The 26,150-nt window shown below is 66.5% G+C and carries 16 protein-coding genes; 9 read left to right on the top strand and 7 right to left on the bottom strand.

Translation table 11 applies throughout. The annotated features are described in order from the left end of the window. The first annotated feature begins 193 nt into the window (after nucleotides 1-193). From AB0L58_RS04120 to AB0L58_RS04110, 3 genes are all read left to right on the top strand, one after another. On the top strand, nucleotides 194-13,846 hold the full coding sequence (locus AB0L58_RS04120; protein WP_364380731.1) for an amino acid adenylation domain-containing protein: 13,653 nt from the start codon (nucleotides 194-196) through the stop codon (nucleotides 13,844-13,846). A gap of 234 nt (nucleotides 13,847-14,080) precedes the next feature. Then, entirely contained in the window at nucleotides 14,081-15,067 is a 987-nt protein-coding gene (locus AB0L58_RS04115) for an ATP-binding cassette domain-containing protein (protein WP_364380728.1), read from the top strand. An 83-nt stretch (nucleotides 15,068-15,150) separates the two neighbouring features. Then, the gene (locus AB0L58_RS04110; RefSeq protein ID WP_364381752.1) at nucleotides 15,151-15,933 is read left to right on the top strand and encodes an ABC transporter permease; all 783 of its coding nucleotides are present in this window, start codon (nucleotides 15,151-15,153) and stop codon (nucleotides 15,931-15,933) included. A 288-nt stretch (nucleotides 15,934-16,221) separates the two neighbouring features. On the opposite strand, the gene AB0L58_RS04105 is transcribed toward AB0L58_RS04110, so the two are convergent. Continuing rightward, nucleotides 16,222-16,557 carry an RNA polymerase-binding protein RbpA gene (locus AB0L58_RS04105; RefSeq protein WP_040691372.1) on the bottom strand — a complete coding sequence of 112 codons (336 nt, stop codon included), beginning with the start codon at nucleotides 16,555-16,557 and terminating at the stop codon, nucleotides 16,222-16,224. 257 nt (nucleotides 16,558-16,814) lie between these two features. Between AB0L58_RS04105 and AB0L58_RS04100 the strand changes: the two genes are divergently transcribed. Further along, entirely contained in the window at nucleotides 16,815-17,141 is a 327-nt protein-coding gene (locus tag AB0L58_RS04100) for a hypothetical protein (RefSeq protein ID WP_364380725.1), read from the top strand. A 30-nt stretch (nucleotides 17,142-17,171) separates the two neighbouring features. Here AB0L58_RS04100 and AB0L58_RS04095 read toward each other — a convergent pair whose 3' ends face one another. The 3 genes from AB0L58_RS04095 to AB0L58_RS04085 all read right to left on the bottom strand — a co-directional run bounded on the left by AB0L58_RS04095 (nucleotide 17,172) and on the right by AB0L58_RS04085 (nucleotide 19,738). After that, a complete protein-coding gene (locus AB0L58_RS04095) occupies nucleotides 17,172-17,771 on the bottom strand; it encodes a YaeQ family protein (RefSeq protein WP_364380722.1) in 600 nt (199 codons plus the stop codon). A 28-nt stretch (nucleotides 17,772-17,799) separates the two neighbouring features. Beyond that, a complete protein-coding gene (locus AB0L58_RS04090) occupies nucleotides 17,800-18,885 on the bottom strand; it encodes a hypothetical protein (RefSeq protein ID WP_364380719.1) in 1,086 nt (361 codons plus the stop codon). A gap of 166 nt (nucleotides 18,886-19,051) precedes the next feature. Next, nucleotides 19,052-19,738: a M23 family metallopeptidase gene (locus AB0L58_RS04085; protein ID WP_364380716.1), complete on the bottom strand. Its 687-nt coding sequence runs from the start codon at nucleotides 19,736-19,738 to the stop codon at nucleotides 19,052-19,054. 183 nt (nucleotides 19,739-19,921) lie between these two features. Between AB0L58_RS04085 and AB0L58_RS04080 the strand changes: the two genes are divergently transcribed. Further along, nucleotides 19,922-20,245 (top strand): metalloregulator ArsR/SmtB family transcription factor, encoded by a 324-nt coding sequence (locus AB0L58_RS04080; RefSeq protein ID WP_364380713.1) that lies wholly within the window; start codon nucleotides 19,922-19,924, stop codon nucleotides 20,243-20,245. 91 nt (nucleotides 20,246-20,336) lie between these two features. Here the strand turns inward: AB0L58_RS04080 and AB0L58_RS04075 are convergent, their stop codons facing one another. Beyond that, the gene (locus AB0L58_RS04075; protein ID WP_364380710.1) at nucleotides 20,337-21,323 is read right to left on the bottom strand and encodes a glycosyltransferase family 9 protein; all 987 of its coding nucleotides are present in this window, start codon (nucleotides 21,321-21,323) and stop codon (nucleotides 20,337-20,339) included. Nucleotides 21,324-21,524: 201 nt separating this feature from the next. Here AB0L58_RS04075 and AB0L58_RS04070 point away from each other — a divergent pair, with 201 nt between their 5' ends. The 4 genes from AB0L58_RS04070 (at nucleotide 21,525) to AB0L58_RS04055 (ending at nucleotide 24,041) form a co-directional block, all read left to right on the top strand. Beyond that, nucleotides 21,525-21,944 (top strand): VOC family protein, encoded by a 420-nt coding sequence (locus tag AB0L58_RS04070; protein WP_364380707.1) that lies wholly within the window; start codon nucleotides 21,525-21,527, stop codon nucleotides 21,942-21,944. A 65-nt stretch (nucleotides 21,945-22,009) separates the two neighbouring features. Then, entirely contained in the window at nucleotides 22,010-22,588 is a 579-nt protein-coding gene (locus AB0L58_RS04065) for an HdeD family acid-resistance protein (RefSeq protein WP_364380704.1), read from the top strand. Between the two features lie 123 nt (nucleotides 22,589-22,711). Continuing rightward, entirely contained in the window at nucleotides 22,712-23,071 is a 360-nt protein-coding gene (locus AB0L58_RS04060; RefSeq protein WP_364380701.1) for an Rv2640c family ArsR-like transcriptional regulator, read from the top strand. A gap of 226 nt (nucleotides 23,072-23,297) precedes the next feature. Beyond that, the gene (locus AB0L58_RS04055) at nucleotides 23,298-24,041 is read left to right on the top strand and encodes an IclR family transcriptional regulator (RefSeq protein WP_364380698.1); all 744 of its coding nucleotides are present in this window, start codon (nucleotides 23,298-23,300) and stop codon (nucleotides 24,039-24,041) included. On the opposite strand, the gene AB0L58_RS04050 is transcribed toward AB0L58_RS04055, so the two are convergent. Both AB0L58_RS04050 and AB0L58_RS04045 read right to left on the bottom strand, forming a co-directional pair. Beyond that, the gene (locus AB0L58_RS04050) at nucleotides 24,004-25,272 is read right to left on the bottom strand and encodes a multidrug effflux MFS transporter (RefSeq protein ID WP_364380695.1); all 1,269 of its coding nucleotides are present in this window, start codon (nucleotides 25,270-25,272) and stop codon (nucleotides 24,004-24,006) included. The two genes, AB0L58_RS04055 and AB0L58_RS04050, sit on opposite strands and share 38 nt — an antisense overlap. After that, a complete protein-coding gene (locus AB0L58_RS04045) occupies nucleotides 25,253-26,104 on the bottom strand; it encodes an alpha/beta hydrolase (RefSeq protein WP_364381749.1) in 852 nt (283 codons plus the stop codon). Before AB0L58_RS04045 ends, AB0L58_RS04050 begins: the two co-directional genes overlap by 20 nt. Nucleotides 26,105-26,150: the final 46 nt, after the last annotated feature.

Genomic DNA, 26,150 nt, shown 5'->3' with positions numbered 1-26,150 from the left:
GCGGGAAGATAGCTTATGAAAATGCCTTGCTGCCAACGTCGTTCGAAGTGAAACAAATCCGCAACGCTGGCCATCCGCTGCATTCGATGCTCCGAATCTATGGGCGTGGATCACGTCCTACGGCTGGCGCGTGCGCGCCTGCGGTGGCGGTGCTCGGGGAGTTGTGCATCAACAGCGGCAGAAGGAGTGATTGATGAAGTCATTGGCCACGGATCGCGTCGACCAATGCTCTTCCGGTGAATTCTCACAACCATTCGCTCTGTCGCCGGCGCAAACAGCCCTCTGGTACGCCCAACGTATCCGCCCGGATGTCCCGCTGACCATTGCGCAGTATGTCGAGATCCACGGAGACCTGGACGTCGGACGCCTGCTGTACTCGATCGAACGCTTCGGTGTCGAAACGCAGGTCGGACATGTACGTCTGGTCGAAATCGACGGTGTCCCGCATCAGGTGATCGACCACGCGCGCCGCCCTGGCTGGGCCCGGATCGATCTGCGCGGCGAGCCTGATCCGCACGCTGCCGCGCTGCGCTGGATGAACGAGCACGCCAGCTCGCCGATCGATTTCGAACGCGATCCGCTGACCACGAACATTGTGCTGCGGACCGGTGAATCCGACTACATCTGGTATGCCCGCGGCCATCACATCGTGATCGACGGCTACGGGGCGATGAACGCACTGACCCGCACCGCCGAGATCTATACGGCGGTAGAGAACCGCACCGAGCCCGCGGTATCCCGAGCCACACCGCTGGCCGACATCTATGCCGACGAATCCACATATCGCGACTCCAGCCGGTTCCGCAACGACCGCGATTATTGGCTCGACCAATTGGCGGGCGCCGGTGGACCGATGACTCTGTCCGGCGTGCACGGCCTCACCGCCGCCCCCGACGCGGGGCGGCGGCGTGCTTGCGCGGTCCTCGACGGACGCGCGGAGGCCGCCATGACCGCGGCCACCGCCGAGCTCGAGACGCACAGCTCGACCATGTTCGTCGCCGCACTGGCCGCCTATGTCCGGTCGGTGACCGGCAATCCCGACGTGGTGCTGAGCCTGCCGGTCTCGGCGCGGACCACGGTCGCGCTGCGCCGCTCCGCCGGCGTGGTCTCGAATGTGGTGCCGATCCGGGTGCGGTTCGATCCCGACACCACTGTTCGCGATGCAGTGCGCGCCGCCGAATTGCAGATCACCGGCGCGCTGCGCCACCAGCGCTACCGGCACGACGATATCCGCCGCGATTGCGGCTACTCCCGTGATGCGCGCGGGTTCTTCGGCCCGATGGTCAACATCATGCTGTTCCACGACGAGCTGAAATTCGGCAGTCTGCTCGGCTCGCTGCATGTGCTGGCAACCGGTCCGGTCGAGGACCTGTCCATCAATCTGTACAACGGCGAGGGCGGTCGCATCCATATCGACTTCGAGGCCAATCCGCGGCTCTACGCGGAGTCCGAGGTCGCCGCGCACCACAGCCGGTTCCTGGACTTTCTGACCCGATTCCTCGCCGCCGAACCCGATGCGCGCGCTGATGGCCTCATCGCCATCACCGATGCCGAGCACGAGCGTGTGGTGCACACCTGGAACGCCACCGAGACCGCGCCGCAGCAGGGGACGCTGCCCGGTCTGTTCGCCGATCGCGCGATGATCTGCCCGGATGCGGTAGCGCTCGAATTCGGTGACGAGACAATGACTTACCGCGAACTCGATGAGCGTGCCAATCGGTTGGCCCGACTGCTCGTCGCGCGCGGCGCGGGCCCGGAGACGGTGGTCGGCCTGTACCTGCGGCGCAGCATCGAACTGATCGTCGGCATGTACGCGATCATCAAGGCGGGCGCGGCGTATCTGCCGCTGGATACCGATCACCCGGTCGAGCGGATCGAACAGATCCTCGAACAAGCCGCTCCGGTCTGCGTATTGACCATGGCTCGAGACGAACTCGCGCTGGCGGAGGGCGCGGATACGGTGGCGATCGATACCGTCGACCTCGCGGATTTCGACGCTCATCCGATCACCGACACCGACCGTCTCGGCCCGCTGCGTGCCGATCATCTCGCGTACGTGATCTTCACCTCGGGTTCGACCGGAAAACCCAAGGGTGTCGGCGTAACCCATGCCGCGATCGTCAACCGGCTGCGCTGGATGCAGCACGAGTATCCCCTCGACGCCACCGATGCCGTACTGCAGAAGACCCCGGCCACCTTCGACGTCTCGGTCTGGGAGTTCTTCTGGCCCCTGCAGCTCGGCGCGCGATTGGTCGTCGCGACGCCCGACGGCCATCGTGATCCCGCCTACCTGGCGCGAACAATCGCCGAAAAGTCCATTACCGTAGCGCATTTCGTGCCCTCCATGCTTTCGGTGTTCGTCACCGATACCGACGTGCGCGGCTGCACCACGCTGCGCCGGGTGTTCTGCAGCGGTGAAGCATTGCCCGCGGCCACCGTTCGCGACTTCCACGCCGCCCTGCGCGGGCCGGAACTGCACAACCTGTACGGGCCGACCGAGGTCGCCGTCGATGTCACGTACTGGCCGTGCCCGGCCGATCCGGAGACGGTGCCGATCGGCTCGCCGGTGTGGAACACCCAGACCTACGTCCTGGACACGCGCCTGCGACCGGTGCCGCCGGGAGTCGTCGGCGAGTTATACCTGGCGGGCGTCCAACTGGCACGCGGCTACCTCGGCCAATCCCCTTTGACCGCTGATCGTTTCGTGGCCAACCCGTTCACCCCGGGCACCCGGATGTACCGCACGGGCGATCTGGCACGCTGGCAGGGCGATCCGGCTCGCGGGAGCCACCAGGCGGATTCGGGGCGGGGTATCCTCGAGTACCTGGGCCGCAGCGACTTCCAGGTCAAGATCCGCGGTCTGCGCATCGAACTCGGTGAGATCGAGGCGGCACTGCTGGCCGACGAACGGGTCGCCCGCGCGGTCTGCGTCGCACACCACGGTCGCACCGGCGACGAACTCGTCGCCTATGTTGTTGCCGCTCCTGCCTTTTCGGACGACCTGGACCGAACCGCGCTGCTGAATGCGCTGCGTCGCACACTGCCCGGCTACCTGGTGCCGTCGGTGCTGATGGTGCTCGACGAGCTGCCGTTGAGCCCGAACGGGAAGATCGACCGCACGGCGCTGCCCGAACCCATTACCCCCCGCCCGTCCGGCCAGCTCAGTGCCGAACCCCGCACCGAGGTGGAGCGGGTGCTCGCCGGTATCTTCGCCGAAGTTCTCGGCCTCGACGGAATCGGTATCGAGGACGGCTTTTTCGATCTCGGTGGCAATTCGCTGATCGCCGCCCGCGCGGTCGCGCGGATCAATGCCGCCCTCGGCACCGGACTGACCATCCGCGACCTGTTCGAGGCCTCGTCCATCGCCGCATTGATCGAGCGCTTCGGCACCCACAACCCGGACGCGTCCTCCCCGAAGCTGGTACCGGCGGCACGGCCGCAGCGGATTCCGCTGTCGCTGGCGCAGCAGCGGCTGTGGATCCTCAACCGGTTCGCCGAACACGCCGCGGCCTACAACATGCCGCTGGCCGTCGAGATCGACGGCCCCATCGATCTCGTGGCGCTGCGTGCCGGACTCGTCGATGTGATCGAACGGCACGAATCCCTGCGCACCACCTTCCCGGATGCGCCCGAGGGGCCGTACCAGCTGGTGCATCCGGCCACCGATATCCCGCTCACCCTGGATCCGATCGACGCGACCGGCGCCGATGTGCGCGCACTCGCCGAGGAATTCGCCGGATACGGCTTCGATCTGCGCAGCCAGGCGCCGATCCGGGTGGCGCTGTGGACCGCCGAGCCGGATCGGCACGTATTCCTCATCGTGCTGCACCACATCTGTGGTGACGGCTGGTCGATCGCTCCGCTGGCCAGGGATCTGATGTCCGCGGTAGCCGCGCGTGCGAAGGGCGCGGCGCCACAGTGGAATCCGCTGCCGGTGCAGTACGCCGATTTCGCCCTGTGGCAGCGCGAGCTGCTCGGCGAGGAAGCCGATCCGGCGAGTGCGCTGAGCCGCCAGCTCGCCTATTGGCGCTCGGCCCTGACCGGTCTGCCGGACCAGCTCGACCTGCCGCTCGATCGCCCGCGCCCGCTGCGTCGCTCGACCGATGGCGGCCGGGTCGAATTCACCATCGCACCCGAGATCCGGCGCGCGGCAGGCGAACTCGCAGCCAGCCGGGGTGTCAGCATGTTCATGGTGCTGCATGCCGCACTGGCAACCCTGCTCGCGCGGGTGTGCACGAGCACCGATATCGCCATCGGCACGCCGATCGCGGGCCGTTCGGATCCGGCACTCGACGACCTCGTCGGCATGTTCGTCAACACACTCGTATTGCGGACCGAAGTCGACCCGGCCGCCGGATTCGACCAGATGCTCGATGTGGTCCGCGAAACCGACCTCAATGCCTTCGCCAATGCGGATGTGCCGTTCGAGCGGCTGGTCGAACTCGTCAACCCGGAGCGCTCCGCCGCGCGGCACCCACTGTTCCAGGTGATGCTGTCCTATGACCGCGCGCCGGATCTGAGCGTCGAGCTGCCCGGTGTACAGGCGCAGGTGCTGCCGATCGCGACGGATATCGCCAAATTCGATCTCCAGCTGGAGTTGCACGACGGTCTCGCCGACGGTCCGATGCATGCCGAATTCGGCTATGCCATCGATGTTTTCGACAAGCGTACGGTCGAATCGTTCGCGCGCCGCTTCGTCGACGTGCTCGATGCCGTCGTCGCCGAGCCGAATCGCCCGGTCGGTGATCTGCAGATCCTGGACACGCGCGAGACCGCGAAGCTCGTACCGATTGCCGGTGCTCCCGGCGAGCCCTCGATCACCCTGGCGCAGTTGTTCACCGACATCGCGGAGCGGCTGCCGGATGCGACCGCCGTGCGCTACGCGGGCGTCGACACCAGCTACCGCGAACTCGACGAGATGTCCAACCGCTTGGCGCGCACGCTGATCGAGCACGGTGCCGGACCCGAGGTGGTGGTGGCGATCGCCTTGCCGCGCAGCCTCGATTCCATCGCGGCCATCTGGGCCGTGGCGAAAACCGGTGCGGCGTATGTGCCGATCGATCCGAGCTACCCGGCCGAGCGGATCGGACATATGATCGCCGATTCCGGTGCCATGCTCGGGCTGACCGTCCCGGAATCCCTGGCCACCATGCCTGCCTGGCCTGCCGCAGGCGGTAAGCACCGCAAGCACTATGTCGATTGGCTAGTGCTCGGCTCGGATGAACTGGCCGCCGAATCCGGCCGCTACTCAACCGATCCCGTCACCGATGCGGATCGCCACTACCCGCTGCGCATCGGACATCCGGCCTACCTGATCTACACCTCGGGTTCCACCGGAAAACCCAAAGCCGTGATCGTCACCCACGCCGGTATCGCATCGCTCGCACAAGAGCAGATGTATCTGTTCGGTGTCACGGATTCGGCGCGCACGCTGCACTTCTCCTCGCCCAGCTTCGACGCGTCGGTGCTGGAGATGCTGCTCGGGTTCGCGGCGGGAGCCACCATCGTGGTCGCACCCGCTGGCATGTACGGCGGTACGGAACTCGCCGACCTGCTGCGCACGGAGCGAGTCACCCATGCCTTCATCACCCCGGCCGCCCTGGCCACCGTGCCGGAGGAGGGACTCGACGAGCTCGAGGCCGTCATCGTCGGCGGTGAGGCGTGCTCGGAGGAACTGGTCGAACGCTGGTCGGCCGGGCACCGCATCCACAATATGTACGGACCTTCCGAGGCGACCGTCGCCGCCACCGCCAGCGGACCGATGCAGGCGCGGCGCCCGGTGCCACTCGGGATGCCGGTGCGCGGTATGCGACTGTTCGTGCTGGACGGTCGACTGCATCCGGTGCCACCGGGCACCCCGGGCGAGCTGTATCTGTCCGGCCCGGGACTGGCCCGGGGCTACCTGGGCCGATACGGCCTTACCGCACAGCGCTTCCCGGCCAATCCGCATGGTAGGCGCGGTGAACGCATGTACCGCACAGGTGATCTCGTCGTCTCCGATCCGACCGGACACCTGCGCTTCCTCGGTCGTGCCGACGACCAGATCAAGATCCGCGGCTTCCGCATCGAACTGCGTGAAATCGACCATGTGCTGCGCGCCCATCCGGGTGTGAGCGCCACGCTCACCGTTGTCCACACCGATGAACACGGCCAGTCTCGGCTGGTCGCCTATGTGACCGCGAACCAACCGGTCGACGCCGCCGACATCACCGAGACCGCGCGTCAGCGGCTGCCCGGATATATGGTGCCCGCCTCGATTGCGGTACTCGACGAGATGCCCGTCACCCAGGCCGGCAAGCTGGACCGAAATGCGCTGCCCGCGCCGGTGTTCGCGGCGGCGGGTACCTCGCGCGCGCCGAGTACGCTGCTCGAGCAGCGCGTCGCCGCCGCGTTCGGCGAAATCCTCGGCCGTCCGATGGCCGGCGCGGAGGACAGCTTCTTCGAGATCGGTGGCAACTCGCTGCTGGCCACCCGCCTCGCCGCCGCACTGCATGCGGAATTCGGCGTCGACCTGCCGGTGCGGCTGCTCTTCGAAGTGCCGACGGTGGCGGGTATCGCGGAACGGATAACGGAAGCGCCCCGGACGCAACGGTTGGCGCTGGCTGTGCACTCCCCACGTCCGGGACGCATTCCATTGTCGCTGCCCCAGCAGCGACTGTGGTTCCTCAATCGATTCTCACCCGAATCGAGCGCCTATAACATCGCATTCGTCATTCGGATCGACGGCGATCTGGATGCGGCGGCACTGCGCGCGGCGCTGACCGATGTGGTCGAGCGGCACGAGGTGCTGCGCACTGTGTTCCCGCAGGACAATCTCGGTGCCCAGCAGTCGGTGCTGCCGACTGCCAAGGTCATGCCGGCGGTCGAACCGGTCGCGACCGACGAAGGTGCCGCCGAGCGGGCACTGCGGGCCATGGCCCGCACCGGATTCGATCTCACCAAGGAAATCCCGCTGCGGATCACCTTGCTGCGCACCGACTCGCGGCGACATCTGCTCGGCATCGTGGTACATCACATCGCCGCCGACGGCTGGTCGCTCGGCCCGCTGACCCGGGATCTGGCCGCCGCATACATGGCACGGCGCGCGGGTGCCGCACCCGATTGGACGCCACTTCCGGTGCAGTACGCCGATTTCGGGCTGTGGCAGCGCACCTACCTCGGTGACGAGGCCGAGCCGGACAGCCTCGCGGGCGAACAACTCGCCTACTGGCGAACCGCACTGGCCGATCTGCCCGATGAACTGCCACTGCCCTACGACCGGCTGCGGCCGGCCGCGCCGACGCAGGAGGCGGGTTCGGTGCGTTTCACCGTGCCGGTGCCGATGCAGCAGGCACTGGCCGAACTCGCGCGCGCACAGGGTGTCAGCATGTTCATGGTGCTGCGCTCGGCCCTGGCGGTCATGCTGCGGTTCATTACCGGCGGTCGGGATATCGCGATCGGCACACCGATCGCGGGGCGCACCGATATGCAGCTCGACGAGTTGGTCGGCATGTTCGTCAACACGCTGGTGCTGCGCTCGGATGTAGACCCGGATATCTCGTTCGCGACGCTGCTGCGCGCGGATCGGGACAACGAGCTGTCCGCGATGGCGCATGGAGATATTCCGTTCGAACGCATCGTCAAGGAAATGGGGCGCGATGCGCGCGGCGGCAGTCGCCATCCGCTGTTCCAGGTGGCGCTGACCGTGCAGGACGGTCCGGTGCCGTCGCTCGAACTGCCCGACCTCGCGCTGCATGCCGAGGAATTGGATATCGCACTGGCCAAATTCGAGCTGGAGTTGCGCGTCGCGGCCGGTGCCGCCGGACCGGACGCGCCGCAGCGCTCTTTCGAATTCGTATACGCCGCAGAGCTTTTCGATGCAGCGACCGTCAGGACGTTGGCCGATCGCTTCCTGGCGGTATTGGCGGCCATCACCGCGACGCCGCAGGTCCTGGTCCGAGATATCGACGTGCGTACCGACTTCGAGCGCCGACAGCTCACCCCGGCCACCGGCGGTCCGACTACGCCGCAGTGCACGCTGGGCGCGTACTTCACCGCCACCGCGCATATGCATCCGCAGCGCACGGCAATTCGCGCGAACGGCATCGCGCTGACCTATACCGAGGTCGATGTACGCTCGAATCGATTGGCGCGGGCGCTGATCGAGCGCGGGCTCGGTCCGGGGGACCGGGTGGCACTCGGTCTGACCCGCTCGGTCGACTCGGTCATCACGATGCTGGCGGTCGCCAAGTCCGGTGCCGCATTCGTGCCGGTGGATCCGAACTATCCGGCCGACCGGGTGCGGCATATGCTGATCGACTCCGGTTGCCGGGTGGGTGTCACGCTGGCCGAGCATGCCGACCGGCTGCCGGCGACCGCGGGTACCGACTGGCTGCTGCTGGATGCTCCCGAGTTCCTCGAGGAACTGGATGAATTCGAGGACTGCCTGGTCGACGACTACGAACGCCTGCGTCCCGTCGAAATCGCCGATCTGGCCTACGTGATCTACACGTCGGGCTCGACCGGCAAACCCAAGGGTGTGGCCGTCACGCACAGCGGCCTGTCGAACTTCGGTGACGAGGTCCGCGAGCGCATGCGGATCGACAAGGATTCGCGTACGCTGCACTTCTCTTCCCCCAGCTTCGACGCGGCCATTTTCGATCTGCTGCTCGCGATCGGATCCGGTGCGACCATGGTTATCGTCCCGACCGACGTCTACGGCGGCGACGAACTGGCCGCCCTGATGGAGCGCGAACGTGTCACCCACACGTTCATCACCCCGGCGGCGCTGGCCACCATTGATCGGGAACGGTGGTCATTGCCGGACCTGCGTGCGCTGATGGTGGGTGGCGAGGCTTACGGTCCCGAGTTGGTTTCCCGCTGGGCGCCGGGACGGCAGATGCACAACGGATACGGGCCGACCGAAACCACTGTCGTCATCACGATTTCCGAGCCGATGGCGATCGGCGAACCGATCACCATCGGTACCCCGGTGCGCGGTGCGCGGGCGCTGGTGCTCGACGAGCGGCTGCGCCCGGTGCCGGTCGGCGTGCCCGGCGAGCTGTACCTCGGTGGATTCGGTGTCACGCGTGGGTATCTCGACCGGTTCGAACTCACCGCGTCGCGCTTCGTGGCCGACCCCTTCGGACCGCCAGGGGCGCGGATGTACCGCAGTGGTGACGTGGTGCGCTGGCACGCCACGGGCGAGATCGTGTATCTCGGGCGCAGCGACCATCAGGTCAAGGTGCGCGGCTTCCGCATCGAACTCGGCGAGATCACCAATGCGCTCGTCGCGCATGAGCAGGTACGGTACGCACACACCGAGGTGCGCCATATCGCGGGCGCGGATCGGATCGTCTCGTTCATCCTGCCCGCCGACGAGACCACACCGGATATCGACGCGGTGCGTGCCCATGTCGCCGAACGGCTTCCCGCACATATGGTTCCGGTGAGTATCTCGGTGCTGGACCGGATTCCGCTGACCCCGACCGGCAAGTTGGACATCGCCGCACTGCCGGAACCGCAGCTGACCGTGCGTACGGCACAGCGCGCACCCGCGACCGACTCCGAGCGGCTGGTCGCCGAGGTGATGGGCGATTTGGTTGGTGTCGAGGCCGTGAGCGCCGATGACAGCTTCTTCGATATCGGCGGAAATTCGCTGCTGGCAACCCAACTCGTGGCCCGACTGGCCGCGGCGGCCAATACCCGGCTGGAGGTGCGCACCATCTTCACCACGCCGACGGTCGCCGAACTCGCGGCGCTGCTGGATTCCGGATCCGCTGCCGACGCTCGTACAGGTCTGGTGCGCCGCGAGCGGCCGGAGCGGATTCCGTTGTCGGCGGCCCAGTATCGACTGTGGTTCCTGAATCGGTTCCACCAGATCGGTGACAGCGCGGGTGATGCCGATGGGGCCTACAACATCCCGGTGGTGCTGCGGTTGCGCGGCGAACTGGATGTCGATGCGCTGGTGCATGCCTTGCATGTCGTGCAGCAGCGGCACGAGACGCTGCGGACGGTGTTCCCGGAGGTCGATGGGATACCCACGCAGCGGATTCTGGACCCGGCCGATGCCGCCGTCGGGCTGTTCAGCGCGACGCTGCCTCGGTCCGAAATCCCCGGCGCGGTACAGAGTTTCGCGGCACCGGGATTCGATCTCGCAGCTGCCGTGCCGATGCGCGCCGCGCTCTTCGCCGTCGACGCGGACGGATCCACCGACCCGGAAACAGGGGAGTCGACGGAGAACGTACTGGTGCTCGTCGTCCACCACATCGCGATGGACGGCTGGTCGCTGGCACCCCTGGCCACCGATGTGGCCGCTGCCTATGCGGCCGCGTGCGACGGGACGCCGCCGGACTGGCCGGAATCGGAGATCCAGTACGCGGATTACACACTCTGGCAACAGGACACGCTCGGCGCCGAGGATGATCCCGATTCGGTGGTGCACCGCCAGCTCGACTACTGGCGCAGCACCCTGGACGGGATTCCGGAGCTGCTGAACCTGCCCGCGGACCGGCCGCGCCCGCCCGCACCGACCTATCGCGGCGGCAATGTCGAGTGCGTGATCGACGCATTGACCCATCGGGAACTGCGCACGATCGCCACCGGCAATCACGTCAGCATGTTCATGTTGCTGCACGCCGCGCTCGCGGTACTGCTGCACCGGATGACCGCGACCGACGACATCACCGTCGGCACGCCGATCGCCGGTCGCGGCGGCCACCCCGAGCTCGATCGGATGGTCGGCATGTTCGTCAACACGTTGGTGCTGCGCACCCGGATCGATCCGGACGCCAGGTTCACCGACCTGCTGCACGCCGTGCGCGATATCGATCTGGACGCGTTCGCACATGCGGACCTGCCGTTCGAGCGGCTGGTCGAGGTGCTGAACCCGGCCCGTTCGCAGGCCCACCACCCGATGTTCCAGGTGATGCTCTCGGTGCAGAACCACCCGGTGCGGGTGCTGGAGCTGCCAGGGCTGCGGATCGAGGCGGAGGATATCGACACCGGTATCGCGAAGTTCGATCTGCAGTTCACGCTGACCGAATCCCACACCGAGACAAGGGAACCCGGCGGCATCACCCTGTCGGTCAATTACGCCAGCGATCTGTTCGACGAGGAGACCGCGCAGCGGCTCGGCAAGCGGTTGGTCCGGCTGCTCGCCGGTGTAGCCGCGAATCCGACCACCGCCGTGGGGGATCTGGAGTTGCTCGATCCCGCCGAATGGTCCGGGCTGGCCCCGGTGCGCGGCGCCGAGGCGGATCGGCCGGTTACCTTCCCAGAGGTGTTCGAGACCGCGGTGAATGTCGACCGTACGGCCATCGCGCTGCGTTCGGGCGATACCCAGGTGACCTACGACGCTCTCGACCGGTGGACCAACCGGCTGGCACGGGTGCTCATCGAACGCGGGGTCGGCCCGGAAACACTGGTGGCACTGGGGATTCCGCGTTCGGTCGAATCGGTGGCCACCATGCTCGCGGTGGCCAAGGCGGGTGCGGCATTCGTGCCGGTCGATCCGCTGTATCCGGCGCAGCGGATCTCCCATATGCTCACCGATTCCGGTGCGGCACTGGGCATCACGCTGACCGCGCATCGCGATCAGCTCGGGCCGCTTTTCAGGCGCGGCGATGCGGAATGGATCGTGCTCGACGATGCCGACTTCCGCGGGCGCGTGCTGGATACGTCCGATGCGCCGATCAGGACGGGTGAGCGGACCAGTGTGCTGCGGGTCGACAATCCGGCCTACGTCATCTACACCTCCGGCTCGACCGGCACACCCAAGGGCGTCGTGGTCACTCACGGTGGCCTGTCGAACTTCGCCGCGGAGACCGCCCAGCGCTTCGAGGTGCATCCGGGTAGCCGGGTCCTGCATTTCGCGACGCCGAGCTTCGACGCCGCCATGCTCGACCTGCTGCTCGCCCTGGGGGGTGCGGCGACGCTGGTGATCACGCCACCGGGTGTGGTCGGTGGGGCCGAACTGGGCCGGGTGTTCATCGACGAGGGGATTACCCACGCGTTCATCACCACCTCGGCACTGGGCACGGTCGATCCGACCGGCGTCACCGAATTCGCGCATGTACTGGTGGGCGGCGAGGCGCTGCCAGCAGAGCTGGTTGCGCGCTGGGCGCCGGGACGCAATCTGCACAACGCGTACGGGCCGACCGAGACCACCATCGTCACCGTGATCTCCCAGCCCATGACGCCGGACGGGCCGATCACGATCGGCGAGCCGATCCGCGGCGTCAACGCGACCATCCTCGATGGACGGCTGCATCCCGCGCCGGTCGGGGTCACCGGTGAACTGCATCTGGCGGGTAGTGCGGTGGCACGGGGCTATCTGAACCGTCCGGGGCTGACCGCGCAGCGGTTCATCGCGAATCCCTACGGCAAGCCGGGTGAAAGGATGTATCGCACCGGCGATCTCGCGCGCTGGTTCGGACACAGCTGCGATTCGGCCCGCGAAATCGAATACCTCGGCCGCACCGACCATCAGGTGAAGATCCGCGGCTTCCGCATCGAACTGGGCGAGATCGACGCCGCGCTCGCGCGGCACGAGGCGGTCGAGTTCTCGACGACCATCGGTTATCGGACCCCCGCCGGTGCGACCGCGTTGGTGTCGTATGTGAAGCCGTGCAGTGGAATGGCACCGAGTGCGGCCGAGCTCACCGGACATCTCGCCGAACGGGTGCCGAACTATATGGTGCCGCAATCGATCATGCTGATCGACGAGGTTCCGCTCAGCCCGGTCGGCAAGCTCGACCGAAGCGCGCTGCCGGAACCGGTTTTCAGCGCGAGCGAGGGCTATCGGGCGCCGACCACTCCGATCGAGGAGCAGCTGTGCGCCGCCTTCGCGACGGTGCTCGGTGTCGAAACGGTGGGTGTCGACGACGGATTCTTCGAACTCGGCGGCAACTCACTGCTGGCCACCAAGGTCGTAGCTCAGCTGCGTGCCAACGGGATCGATCTCCCGGTGCAGCTGATGTTCGGCGACTCCACCCCGGCCGCCATCGCGGCCCGGCTGGACGGAACCGGTAACACCGGCGCGGCCATCGCCGCGACGCTGGAGCCGATACTGCCGATCCGCACCCGCACCGCCGCGAGCCGGGCCCCGTTGTTCTGCATACATCCCGCGATCGGACTGTCCTGGTGCTACTCGGGCCTGCTCGCGCATCTGCCCGCGGACCAGCCGGTGTACGGATTGCAGGCACCGCATGTTGCGGGCGGGGACGGGTTCGATTCGATCGGCGAGGCCGCGGAAAACTATGTGGCGCATATCAAGTCGATCCAGCCCGAAGGGCCCTACCACCTGCTCGGCTGGTCGTTGGGCGGCCTGATCGCGCACGAGGTGGCGGTCCAACTGCAGGAGGCTGGTGCGCAGGTCGAGCTGCTGTCGATGATGGACAGCTACCAGCTCACCGACCAATGGCTCGAGCATGCGATCCCCACGGTGGCCGAGATCATCGGTGAATTCGGCAGTGCCGCCGATGCCGCCGAACTCGACCCGCGCATGAGCCTGCGCGACGCCGCCGAACTGCTGCGCTCGCGTCCCGGACCGTTCGCCGCCCTGACCGTCGAACACCTGGAGCGCCTCTACGCGGGCTACACCAATGGCACCGTCCTGGCCCACGGCTTCCGCCCCCGGACCTTCGACGGTGACCTGCTCTTCTTCACCGCGGCCGATGACGAGATCAACCACACCGACCCGACCCGGTGCGCCGCGGCGTGGGCACCGTTCGTCACCGGCACCATTCACAATCACGACCTGCCCTGCAAACACTCGGCCATGACGACACCGGAATCACTCACCGTCATCGGTCCGGTGCTCAACGAGCACCTGGAGGGCGCAGCTGGGCCGGCGGCACGGTCGTGAGCAAGCGTTTCGAACAATCCGTAACCACAGCACCCCTATGCATCGACGAAACCTGGTGTCACCGAGGCCGTTTCGCGCGAGATATCGCCGACGACCGCGCGGGCCGGGACGCCGGTGCCGAGAGCCGGAGGAGCGAGTCTTGAACGAAAGTGGTGAATTGACAGGCCGTGCGCAATCGGCGGCAGGCCGGGCGGGAGTGCGGGCACCGGGGGCGACGGTTCGGCAGGTCGCGTCGTGAGTCTCGCGGTAGAAGTGCGTGGCCTGGTCAAGACATACGGCCGGGTGCGAGTGCTGGACGAGATCGACCTACAGATTCCGGCGGGCACGGTGATGGCGCTGCTCGGGCCGAACGGCGCGGGTAAGACGACGACGGTGCGCATCGTGACCACACTGCTGCGGCCGTGCGCCGGATCGGTGCGAGTCGCGGGCATCGACGTCTTGCGTGATCCGGCGGCGGCGCGGCGGCGCATCGGACTGTCCGGTCAGTACGCGGCGGTCGATGCCAACCTGACCGGATACGAGAATCTGCGCATGGTGGCGCGGCTGTACGGAATGTCGCAGCGGCAGGCCACATCTCGCGCCGCGGAGTTGCTCAGCTCCTTCGGCCTCGACCATGCCGCGCACCGTCGCGCTGGCACCTATTCCGGCGGTATGGCGCGGCGTCTCGACCTGGCCGGGGCATTGGTGGCGCGGCCCGCGGTGGTGGTGCTCGATGAACCGACCACGGGTCTGGATCCGCGTGGCCGTCTCGATATGTGGCGCGTCATCGGCGATCTCGTCGACGACGGCACCACGGTGCTGCTCACCACCCAATATCTGGAAGAAGCCGACCAACTCGCCGACCGCATCACCGTCATAGATCGCGGGCGGGTCATTGCCAAGGGGTCGGCCGATGAGCTGAAGACCTCCATCGGTGGCGACCGGCTCACCGTCACGCTGGCAGCGGGCCAAGACGTGCTGCCCGCGCTGACGATCCTCGCGCAGGTCGGTATCGGTGAGCCGACCCACGATCGAGGCGCGGACGAGGTCGCCATCGTGGTCGCCGACGGCTCCCGCACCATGGTCGAAGCGCTGCGCAGGCTCGACGATGCCGGGGTGTGTGTGGTCGACGCCGACGTGCACCGGCCCACTCTCGACGACGTATTCCTGTCCCTCACCGGCAGTTCCGCGCACGAACTCGAGCCGGAAATCGACGATGTACAAGAGGAGATCTTGTCTTGATGAGCACCGCAGTCGCGAGCGCCGAAGCGGAACCGGCCGCGAATGCCGAATCACCGCAGGAGATTCGGCAGCCACACCTCCGGATCATCCGGGACAGCGGCATCGTCGCCTACCGGAATCTGCTGACCATCCTGCGGGTCCCGACCCTGTTGGTGACCGCGACGATCCAGCCGCTGATGTTCGTATTCCTGTTCGCCTACATCTTCGGTGCCTCACTCGGCGGCGGCCAATATCGCGAATTCCTGCTCGCCGGAATCTTCACCCAGACCGTCGCTTTCAACGCCGCGTTCACCACCGTGGGTCTGGCGGGTGATCTGGAGAAGGGCATCATCGACCGCATGCGCACCCTGCCGATGTCGCGGCTGGCGGTGCTGATGGGCCGCACCCTGTCGGATCTGGCGGTGAATATCCTGAGCCTGGCCGTCATGGTCGGCTGCGGCTATATCGTCGGCTGGCGCATCAACGGCGGGATCGCCGATGCCGTACTGGCTTTCGCGATCATCCTGCTGTTCGCATTCGCCATGTCCTGGGTCGGGGCGATTACCGGTCTACTCTCACCCACCGTCGAAGTCGCGCAAAGCGCGGGCCTGATCTGGCTGTTCCCGCTGACGTTCATCTCTTCGGCCTTCATCTCCGCGGAATCGCTGCCCGGCCCGCTGCGCACCGTCGCCGAATGGAACCCCATCACCGCCGTTTCCGCCGCCGGTCGCAAGCTTTTCGACAACGGCGCACCTCCCGCGTTCGGCAGCCCAACTGGTTGGCCCGCCGATCACTGCATCGAATACGCGGTGGCGTGTTCGCTCGCCATCCTGGTGGTGGTCGTACCGTTGGCTCTGCTGCGCTACCGCAAGGTCGCCAGCAAATAGTGCTCGGCCGGTAAGTGCTGTTCGAGTGGCGGGGCGCCGTGAGCGACTCAGTGTACCGATAGCTCGCCGACTACCCGCAGCCGCATTCGGCCTCGGGCGGATCCGCCCGAGGCTGTGTCCTCAGCGCGCCTTGTGGTAGCCGTACGTCCGTTGCACCAGGTGGCAGCTGTACGAACTCGGGTACGAGAAAGGCCGCTTGCACCGCATAGTGCAAGCGGCCTTCTCTCGTCTTCGAAGGTGTTTCTCCCGGGGTTCTGCCCTGAACCTCCGCCCCGGAGACCTCGGAACCTAGACCCGACGCCGGGTCTTCAGCAGATCGAGCCGCTCTTTCAGCAGCTCCTCGAGCTCTTCCTTGCTGCGACGCTCCAACAGCATGTCCCAGTGCGTGCGCGGGGGCTTGACCTTCTTGGTCTCCTGAGTGGTGCCCTCCATGAGGGTGCCTTCCTGGCCGTTGCGGCAGAGCCAGGTCGGCGGGATCTCGGCGTCGTCGGCGAAGGGGACATCGAACTCTTCGCCGTTATCGGTCCGGTACCGAGCAATCCGTCGCGGGGCCAGGTCGTGGTCGCGATCGGTTTCGTAGCTCACCGCTCCGAGCCGACTGCCCCGGAGTACGCGATCTGCCATGGTGTGCCTCTCCCTGTGTGCTCGAGTCTTGTTGCGTTGCGGCCGCGTCCTTCATCGGTCACTGCCGGATGAACGCGTGACGCTCGCTGGACCTTAGATGTAACGATCGTGCCTGCGCCAATAGTTCCCCATCGGCGTACTGGCGAACCGTTCCATTGTAGTGGGTGGCTCGGCCGGACTCCGCCACGCCCGCGCCGCGCCGATAAACCAGGGTCGGGCGCCCCATTCGGTCGGCACAACCATTAGGGTTCTGCGTCATGTCGCGCCGCGTGCTGTCCTGCTGCCTGTGGTGTGGGCGGGAGATCGTCGAATCGGAGGCCGGACGTCGTCGCCGGTACTGCCGTCAGTCCTGTCGCCAACGCGCCTACGAACACCGCAACAGCTTGAAGGGAACCGGAATTCCGGAGGATTCGGTGGTACTGAGCGCCCAGGAGGCCGCCGATCTGGCCGACCGCTGGTTCGCCGCCCGCTGCGCCGCCGAGGACGTCGCCACCGCTATCGGTGAGGGCGCCGACACCGAAGAGCTGAAGGCGTTGAGCGCCACGCTGTTGACCCTCACCCGCGAGGCAGAACGGCTGCGGTGAGCATCGACCGCTAGTGTGCTGATTCGCTGTTCAGCGCCGTAAGTTTGTGGCAGTAGTGGGCGAGACTGTCGAGGATCTGGTCGGCGGTTGGTCCAGCCTGCGCTCTTCGACCGGTGTGCTCAGGTTCGTACCGTTGAGATCCAGGTACAGCAGTCGCTCGGTGATCGACACCGTGACCGTGTTGCGGCGTTCGATCGCGGCTACCGCCGAATCGATGAAGTCGCGATCGAAGCTGTACAGCGGAATCGCATCGGCGCGGTGGATCCGCTTACCGGTGAGCTGTGCGAGCACCTTGGCCGGGTCGCGATGGGTGTAGATGGCAACGCGCTCAGCCGATTTGCTGCCGCGGTGCACGCGATCGGCATCGGGCGCGCCGACCTCGATCCAGGCGGTGAGCCGTCCGGTGAGATCGCGTACCAGCACGGCGGGCTCATCCGTGGACGATACGCCGCCGTCGCTGAAGGCAATGCCCTCCTCGTACTCGAGGCAGTAGGCGAGCAGTCGCGTCAGCATGAATTCGGCGGTTTCGGATGGGTGGCGCGCGACCCGCAGCTCCAAATCCTGGTAGACGGCACGGTCGACGTCGGCGAGTTGGACGGTGAAGTTGTGCAGTGTCGCGCTGATGGCCATAGGAGCAGGAGCTTAGTGAACGCCGCTACTACCCACGCGTGTGCGTGCCCGCGGCGAACAGTCGCGCCGCGCTCGGGGCGTTGCGGCTGTGGTTCACCGCGGCCCGCGCCCGCCAGTAGACGGCGAGGGTCAGCAGAGTGCACACCCAGATCAATGCTCCGGCGGCGAACAGTGTCCGACCGTCCGGATGCACGATTGACTGGGCCCGCATCGCCTGCCAGAACACGATCGCCAGCAGTCCGGCATAGCCCGATGCGAACACCCCGATCAACGCGGCGCGCGTGCGTTCGGCCCGCAGCCACGGGTAGCGCGGCGCCAACCAGGCCAATGCGACAGCCGCGAGCAGCAATACCTGAATGGCGTGCAACCCGAGGAAGTGCGGGATCCGCAGATCGCCGCCGATGGTGCTCCAGTGGGTGATCGGCATACCGCCGACACCGTCACGCGCGTCCAGCGGCGGGTCGGCCAACACGGTATGCCCAGCCACCAATTCGACCACATTGCCGTCGGCGTCGCGTACCAACTGTTTCCCGGTGAACCCCATCAGATATCCGAGTGCCATTCCGACGACGGCGAGACCGAGTCCGGCGTGAATGGCCCGGGCGGTCGGCCGGTCCACCAGCCGCTGCCACGAAAGGATCAGCACGATAACGAGATTCGCGAAGAACAAGCCCGGCACGCCGGAGGCGAACACCAGCTGACCGATCGAATTGACCGCATCGGTCTGGTTGTTGAAATGGCTGTAGGTGCCGCGCGCGGCCTGCACCACGATGAATCCGACGTCCACGAATCCGGTGACCGCGAACACCGTCCCCATCCACCAGGTGACCCGACTTCCCTTGTGCGGCAGCGACAGCAGCCACGCCAGCGTGATTCCGTAGAGCACGAATGCGAGTCCGAACTTGAACGGCTTGAGCCACACGGATTCGTCGAGCAGCATCCGATCGTCGAATACCATGCCGCCGGCCGAGAACAGGACCAGCGCGGCCATGGTGGCCACCATCCACAGCAGCGGGCGATGTAGGCGACCGCCGCGCGGCAGGTCGGGTGCGACGGCGAGGCGGCGGTGGCGCGCGGAATCGCCTGGGGCGGAAAGGGTATCGATCGTCGGCATGATCCGACGGTAGAAAACGACGACACCCGGCCACGTCCCGCTGCAGCGCCATTCGCGGATGATACCGAGGTACTACATCTCGATTACCGGATGCATTCGCAATCCCTCATCGAATCACGAATGCGCCGGTGGCCGAGTTGGTTACGCCAGCGGCGGGTGAGCCCGGCTACTCCGCGGCGATACCGACGGCGATACCGCGCGCGCCCAGCCAGGGCATCGGATCGATCGGCGCGCCGTCGCCCGCGTGGATCTCGTAGTGCAGGTGCGGGCCGGTGGAGAAGCCACGGTTGCCGACGGTGGCGATGACATCGCCCGCGCGCACCGGCTGACCGACGCTGGTGAGAATGTCGTTCACGTGGCCGTAGATGCCGATGGTGCCGTCATCCTGCAGCACCCGAACCCACAGACCGAAGCCGGAGGCCGGACCCGCGTCGATGACGGTACCGTCGGTGACCGCGGCGATCGGGGTCCCGATGGGGTCGGCGAAATCGAGGCCCGCGTGCAGCGCGCCCCAGCGCATGCCGAAGTTGGATGTCAGTACGCCTTCGATGGGACGAACGGTGCGCGGCCGGGCCGCCTCGGCAGCCAGACGGCTCTGCTCCCAGACCACCGCCTCGGGAACGGTCTGCGGCATCTGGGCCTCGCGCGGGGTGGATGCGGTGAAGGCGACGGCGCCAGTGGTCCGGTCGGCCGACTGGTCGTTCTTCCCGGCCAGCGCATCGGGCTCCACGGCGGTCATTACGCCGAGCGAGGCGCTGAGAACCGCGGCCGCGGCAACCGCCCGGGTTGCGGTGCGGTTGCGGCGTGAACGGGTCGAGCCGAGACGATAAGATAACGGTACGGTCACGGGCATTGCTAGAACGTACGGGACCGCTCTCCGTGTTCCGCAATCCTGTGGCAACGGTCACTGGTCGACAAAAGCCCAGTTGGTTGGTTACAGACAGGTAACGGCATGAGCTGGAAATGTTGCAGACCTGGCGATATGCCGTATCGCGAAGTATTGACCCGCAAGATGCCGGCTGATCAAACTATTTCAGTGGCGACTAATGGAGTTCGCGCCATCGAGGCGCTCGCCGATCCGACCCGTCGAGCCATTTTCGAGGCGTTGCCGACCGCTCCGCTATCCGTCGGTGATCTCGCGAAGCTCGTCGGCGTGACCAGCTCGGCAGCCTCGCAGCATCTGCGCGTGCTGCGCGGGGCTCGGCTGGTGATGATGCGTCCGGACGGCAATCGACGGTTGTACTTCCTGGATCCCCGTGGACTCGGCGATGCGCGCGACTATCTCGAGCAGTTCTGGCCCAGTGCGCTGGCAGCCTATGCCGCCGCCTTGAGTGATGCCCGCGCCGAGGGCGGCACCTGACCGCCGCGACTGGCGAACTATTGGAGTAGACGACCCTGTCGCGGCATCGGCATCGGCATCTGTGCCGTGCCCGCCGCGCGGCACGTGTTGGTCAACCCACGCGGCGATACGCCGTTCGCCCGCGATTGTTGCCACCAGCTGGCCATGCGCGCTTGGCGAGCTGCTTGTCGACCGCGCCGATCACCTCGGTAACGCCGATACGCAGCAATCCGGGGTCGGGCACATCGGCCATGGGATCGCCGAGCTGACCGGCCCACAGCACCGCATGCCTGCCGAGGAGATGGGGTGGCGGCCCACCCCAGCGCGGCGGTGTCGGACCGAACAGCAATACGGTGCGGGTTCCGAACGCGGTGGCCAGATGCGCGACGCCGGTATCGCCACAGATGACGAGGGCGGCCTCGGCGACCGTAGCCGCGAGTTCGATGAGATTCTGCTCGCCGGCCAGCACCCGGCTCACGGGTAGTCCCGCGCGGGCGGCGATATTCAGCGCGTTGTCGCGCTCGGACTCGTCACCGGTGAGCACCACTTCGCGATCGAGCACCAGCAGATGCCGCACCACCGCGGCAAACCGGTCCGGCGGCCAGCGGCGGGCCGGTGCGCCCGCACCGACGTGCACCACGATGCAGTCGCGGCGACTGGTCGTCGCGACCGGCGGGACCAGTCCGAGATTGCGGCGATCGGCGACGATGCCGTCGGACTCGAGCAGATGGCACCAGCGCTCGACGTGATGCATATCCGACTGCCATTCCGGGCCGTCCAGCTCCGGAAAGGCCGGATTGCGGTAGGACAGGATGCGCCCGGGATCGGTCTTGGTGAGCGCGACGATGCTCTCGGCGCTCGGTCCGTGCAGATTCACCGCGAGCGCCGGTTCGGGAGCGTCCCAGCGTAGGTCGCCGAGGTCGGCGGTCGGAATCATCGAGTCGACAGAGGCGATGAGATCGACGATCGGCTTCAAGCGATGCGGAGCGGCCAGGACGATCTGATCATGCGGTTTCGCCCGTCGCAGCGCGCGCAACGCGGGAACCGCGGTGAGTAGATCACCGAGGCCACGTGCCTGCAGCACGAGAACAACCGCCACCCTCTTCTCCTAGCCACCCGAGACTCGCGAACCCGACCCACCCGCTTCACCCCATGGGTGCACACGACGAGAGCCACTGACGGATGACTACCCGAGCCCCTTCGGCGGTAAACGTGAGCGAGTAGCTCGTTATCGAGCCCACTGTCCGAGTCGGCGGACTAACCTCGGCGGTGGCGGCCACTACCACCAAGGAGCGTTCCCATGACCTCCCGACTCAACCCGTACATCGGTTTTTCGGACTCGGCGCGGACCGCGTTGGAGTTCTATCGAGATGTGTTCGACGGCACGCTGACCATGCACACCTTCGGGGATATGGGGGATAAGGACGCGCCCGGCGCGGCACTGATCATGCACGGCACGCTGGAGACACCGAGCGGATTTACGCTGATGGCTTCGGATACCCCGCCAGGTATGGAATACAAACCAGGAAGCAGCATTTCGATCAGTCTCAGCGGTGACGACGTGGACGAACTGCGCGGCTACTGGGACAAGCTGTGCGCCGGTGGCACCGTCACGGTGCCGTTGGAGAAGCAGCTGTGGGGCGACGAATTCGGCATGTGCCTGGACCGCTTCGGCATCGCGTGGATGGTCAACATCTCGGCACCCGCCCAGGCCGGGTAGCCCGCTCAGCGCGGTTGTCCGGCAAATTTCCAGAAAACCGCTGTTACAAGGCATAACATCACGTCATGACGACAAACAGCGTGCTAGAGGGTCCTCTGCAGTCGCTTGCGCGCAGTGCGTGGCAATCGGTTCTGGTCACCGGCATCCTGTCGGTGGTCCTCGGTGTGATGATCCTGGTCTGGCCCAATGTGACACTGGTGGCCGCCGGGATCATCTTCGGTATCTATCTGGTGGTTAGTGGCTTCTTGCAGTTGCTGGCCGCATTCGGCACGCATACCAGCACCGGAATCCGGGTGCTGGCGTTCATCAGCGGTGTGTTGTCGATCATTATCGGCATCTTCTGCTTCCGCGACGAGTTGGCCTCGATTCTGTTGCTCGGCCTGTGGATCGGTATCGGCTGGCTGTTCCGCGGTGTCGCGCTGCTGATGGCGGCGATCTCGGAACCCAAGCTGCCGGGTCGAGGCTGGGAGGCTTTCTTCGGGATCATCACGGCGATCGGTGGTGTTGTGCTGATTGTCTGGCCGGTCGCATCAGTGGCGACGCTGGCCTTGGTGGCCGGATGGTGGCTGATAATCCTGGGCATCATGGAGATCGTCACCGCGTTCGGTGTCCGCAGGGATGCGAAGAAGCTCGCCGCGGCGTGAGATCTTCGATGCGCCGCGGCCGTCGCTCGCCGCGGCGGCCGCTGGGGTATTTCCGGTGGGGGACTGAGCTTTTCGCCGCGGTGGCGTCGTTCGCGGCTTTCGATATATGCCACGATATAGGGTATGCCGAAGACGCTGCCCGCGATCGATGTGTCCGCGCCGATCTGTTGCGCGCCGGTGGCGGCGGCTCCGGTCGACGAGCGGGTCGCGCTGGAAGTGGCATTGCGGTTGAAGGCGCTGGCGGATCCGGTGCGGGTCACGTTGATGTCGCTCTTGCTGGCCGAGCGGGACGGCACGGTCAATACGCGTGAGCTGGCTGCCGCGGTGGCGCTGGCGGAGTCGACGGTGAGCCATCATCTGGGGCAGTTGCGCGCGGCCGGGTTGGTGGCATCGGTGCGTCAGGGAATGACCGTGCAGCATGCGGCATGCCGGGATGCGTTGTCCGCCTTGTGTTTCGTACTCGACCCCGAGTGCTGCCGCTAGCCGGAATCGGCCGTGGTGGCCGGCCTGCCGCGGTGCACGGCGCACACGCTGGATATCGACGTTCGGTGCTCTGATCGAATGTCGGGCTACGGACCGGATGCCAATGGCGCGCGACGCCCGCCGACGCGGCGCCGTCCGTGCCGACTCCGGGACGGAAGCGTGAAGGTATGGTGGGCAGACCTGGTCCGGTGAGTGGACCGCCTGGGTCTGTTGGAGGCGCTCGACAATGCAATCGGTACTGGGCAAAACACGATTGCTGCTCGAGGCGTTCGACGCGGATTCGGGGGCGCTGTCGCTCACCGAGTTGTCTCGGCGCAGCGGAGTGGCCAAGGCTACGACGTATCGGCTGGCGAACGGGCTGGTCGAGTGGGGTGTCCTAGAGCGCGTCGGGACGAAGTACCGCCTCGGGCTGCGTCTGTTCGAGCTGGGGCAGTTGGTGCCGGCGCAACGAGTACTCCGGGACGCCGCACTGCCGTATCTGCAGGAACTCCACGCGGTGACGACCGCGACGGTTCATTTCGCGATCCGGGACGGTTTCGACGTGCTCTACGTCGACAAGATCTCCGGGCACGGTGCGGTCGAGATACCGTCACGCGTCGCGGGACGGCTGCCGCTGTACGCCACGGCTACGGGCAAGGCGATTCTCGCGTTCTCCGCTCCGGATGTTGTCGAGCGGGTGGTCGATAACGGGCTGCCCTCGATCACTCGACGAACGGTCGTGTCGGCGGCGCACCTGTACCGCCAACTCGACGCCGTCCGGCAGAACCTGCTGGCGGTGGAGGCCGAGGAACTGCTGCTCGGCGTGGTCAGCGCGGCGGTACCGGTGTTCGGCCACCACTCGGTACTGGTGGGGGCAGTCGGATTGTCCACATCGACCGCCCGGATGAACCTCGACAGGGTGTCCGGCCCGCTGAAGTCCGCGGGTCTGGGGATCAACCGGACACTGAGTTCTCTCGCGCGCTCGGCGTAACCCGCGCTGCCGAGCAACGCTGCCTGCCTGCCATCGCCAGCGCGAAGAACCCGAGCGCCGCTGACGCCGTCATCGCCACTGCCACCGCGAGGCTGGTGTTGCCGAGTGCGCCGACTGCCGGTGCGACAACGGCTGCCGCCGCGAACTGCGCGAAGCCGACCATCGCGGCGGCCGTCCCGGCCGCCTCACCGTGGCGGGACAGGGCCAGCGCCGGCGCGTTCGGCATCACGAACCCGGTCGCGCAGAGCAAGGTGAGCACCGGTAGGGCGAAGCCGAGGAAGCCCCCGGTTCCGGTGGCCGCCAGGGCGATGAAGCCCACACCCACGATGGTGCTCGCCAGGAGCGAGCCAACGCTGATGCGAAGTGGAGACCATCGATCGAGCAGGACCACGTTCAGTTGTGACGCACCGATCAACACCACAGCGCCGGTCGCGAAGGCGAAGCCGTACAACTCGGGGTCGAGCCCGAACTGGTCCTGCATCACGAACGACGAACCGGCGATATATGCCCACAGGACAGCCCGCCCCAGGCCGCACACCAGCACCAGAACGACGAAATGGCGATCACGGGTCAGCGTGCGGTACCTGCTCACCACTTGGGAAATCGCTCGGCCGGTGCGGGTGGCGGGCGGCAGGGTCTCCGGCATCGCATATCCGCCCAGCAGCATCATCGCCGTACCGAGCCCGGCCAGAACAAGGAACACGCCCTGCCACGAGACCGCGGTCAGGAGCAGTCCCCCGATCGACGGGGCAAGAATCGGCGCCACCCCCATCACGAGCATCAAGCGCGACAGGACGACGGCCGCGGCGCGACCGACGAACAGGTCGCGGACGACCGCCATGGCAATCACCCCGGTCGCGGCGGCGCCGAATCCCTGCAGGGTTCGCAAGGCGCCGAGCACCGCGATGGTCGGAGCGAAGAAGCAGGACACCGAAGCCAGCATGTGGACAACGGTGCCGACGACGAGTGGTCGACGTCGACCGTAGATGTCCGACAACGGTCCGACGACGAGTTGGCCGATCGCGAGTCCGGCCAGCGTGCCCGTCAGAGTGAGTTGCACCGCGGTATCGGTCGTCTGGAAGTGGGCTGTGATTGTCGGCAGCGCTGGAAGATACATGTCGACCGTGAACGGCCCGAGCGCGGTGAGCACTCCGAGGATCAGTACCAATCGGAGTCGGCTTCGACCCTCAGGCGGGGCGAGGACCTCGGCGTCACTGATGTTGCTGGTCAAGGAAGCCGGTCACCACGGAGTAGTAGTCGTAGGGCCGTTCCTCTTGGAGGTGATGTGATGCCTTGTCCATCACGTATAGGTGGCCGTGCGTGATCATCCTGGCCAGCATCAGGGGATAGTCCGGGGTGAGGAAGGCGTCGTACATTCCCCAGGCGAACAACACGGGCGCGGTGATCATCCCGAGTTCGGCGGTGAGGTCCTGCCACTCACCTCGCGGGTTGTCCGATGCCGCCGCGAGAGCCATCTCTTCAGGGTCGAGGCTCTGTTCGTAACGCATGTCGAGGGTCTGTTCCGGGAGCTTGTCTCCGTCGAACCACTCGAGGCGAGTGATCAGCTGGCGCATCTTCTCCCGAGTCGGACCCTCCCCGCCGTAGTAGACGTCTCGGGCCGTGCGCCCGCGGTGACCGTTTTCCGGCAGCGGAGCGAGGGGACCGTAGAACACGGGCATGCTGCCGGTGACCACCAAGGTGCGAACGCGGTCGGGGTACTTGGCCGCCAGATTGAGGGCGATCGTCCCGCCCCATGAGTTGCAGACGAAGTCGGCGCGGGGGATCCCCAGCTCGTCGAGGAGGGCGACGATCTTGGCGGCGTGGAAGTCCCACATCGGTCCGGTGATGGTGCACTTGTCCGACCGGCCGTACTGGAGGATGTCGACGAGTATCGCCCGGCGATCGCGCGCGAACAACGGTGCCACCGGGCCGAAGTCCGACCAGGCGGTGCAGCCGGGTCCGCCGCCGTGCAGGAAGATCGTCGGACTTCCCGCGCCGAGATCGTGGTAGTGGAACTTCACGCCAGCTGCGCTGGCGTACAAGCTGTTCGGTGGTTGGGCCATGGGCCTACCTGACTTCATCCAGGAGACGGTGTGAAGGATTGTGGTC

It is taken from the genome of Nocardia sp. NPDC052112 (genome assembly GCF_040680135.1).
Taxonomy (GTDB): domain Bacteria; phylum Actinomycetota; class Actinomycetes; order Mycobacteriales; family Mycobacteriaceae; genus Nocardia.
The sequence above is the reverse complement of the archived record's forward strand: the minus strand, read 5'-3'. Positions and strand labels throughout refer to the sequence as shown.

Excerpts from the sequence above, each read along its gene's own strand:
- AB0L58_RS04120 (WP_364380731.1), top strand. The coding sequence starts at position 194 with ATGAAGTCATTGGCCACGGATCGCGTCGACCAATGCTCTTCCGGTGAA.
- AB0L58_RS04105 (WP_040691372.1), bottom strand. The coding sequence starts at position 16,557 with ATGGCAGATCGCGTACTCCGGGGCAGTCGGCTCGGAGCGGTGAGCTAC.
- AB0L58_RS04100 (WP_364380725.1), top strand. The coding sequence starts at position 16,815 with ATGTCGCGCCGCGTGCTGTCCTGCTGCCTGTGGTGTGGGCGGGAGATC.
- AB0L58_RS04095 (WP_364380722.1), bottom strand. The coding sequence starts at position 17,771 with ATGGCCATCAGCGCGACACTGCACAACTTCACCGTCCAACTCGCCGAC.
- AB0L58_RS04090 (WP_364380719.1), bottom strand. The coding sequence starts at position 18,885 with ATGCCGACGATCGATACCCTTTCCGCCCCAGGCGATTCCGCGCGCCAC.
- AB0L58_RS04085 (WP_364380716.1), bottom strand. The coding sequence starts at position 19,738 with ATGCCCGTGACCGTACCGTTATCTTATCGTCTCGGCTCGACCCGTTCA.
- AB0L58_RS04070 (WP_364380707.1), top strand. The coding sequence starts at position 21,525 with ATGACCTCCCGACTCAACCCGTACATCGGTTTTTCGGACTCGGCGCGG.
- AB0L58_RS04065 (WP_364380704.1), top strand. The coding sequence starts at position 22,010 with ATGACGACAAACAGCGTGCTAGAGGGTCCTCTGCAGTCGCTTGCGCGC.
- AB0L58_RS04060 (WP_364380701.1), top strand. The coding sequence starts at position 22,712 with ATGCCGAAGACGCTGCCCGCGATCGATGTGTCCGCGCCGATCTGTTGC.
- AB0L58_RS04055 (WP_364380698.1), top strand. The coding sequence starts at position 23,298 with ATGCAATCGGTACTGGGCAAAACACGATTGCTGCTCGAGGCGTTCGAC.
- AB0L58_RS04045 (WP_364381749.1), bottom strand. The coding sequence starts at position 26,104 with ATGGCCCAACCACCGAACAGCTTGTACGCCAGCGCAGCTGGCGTGAAG.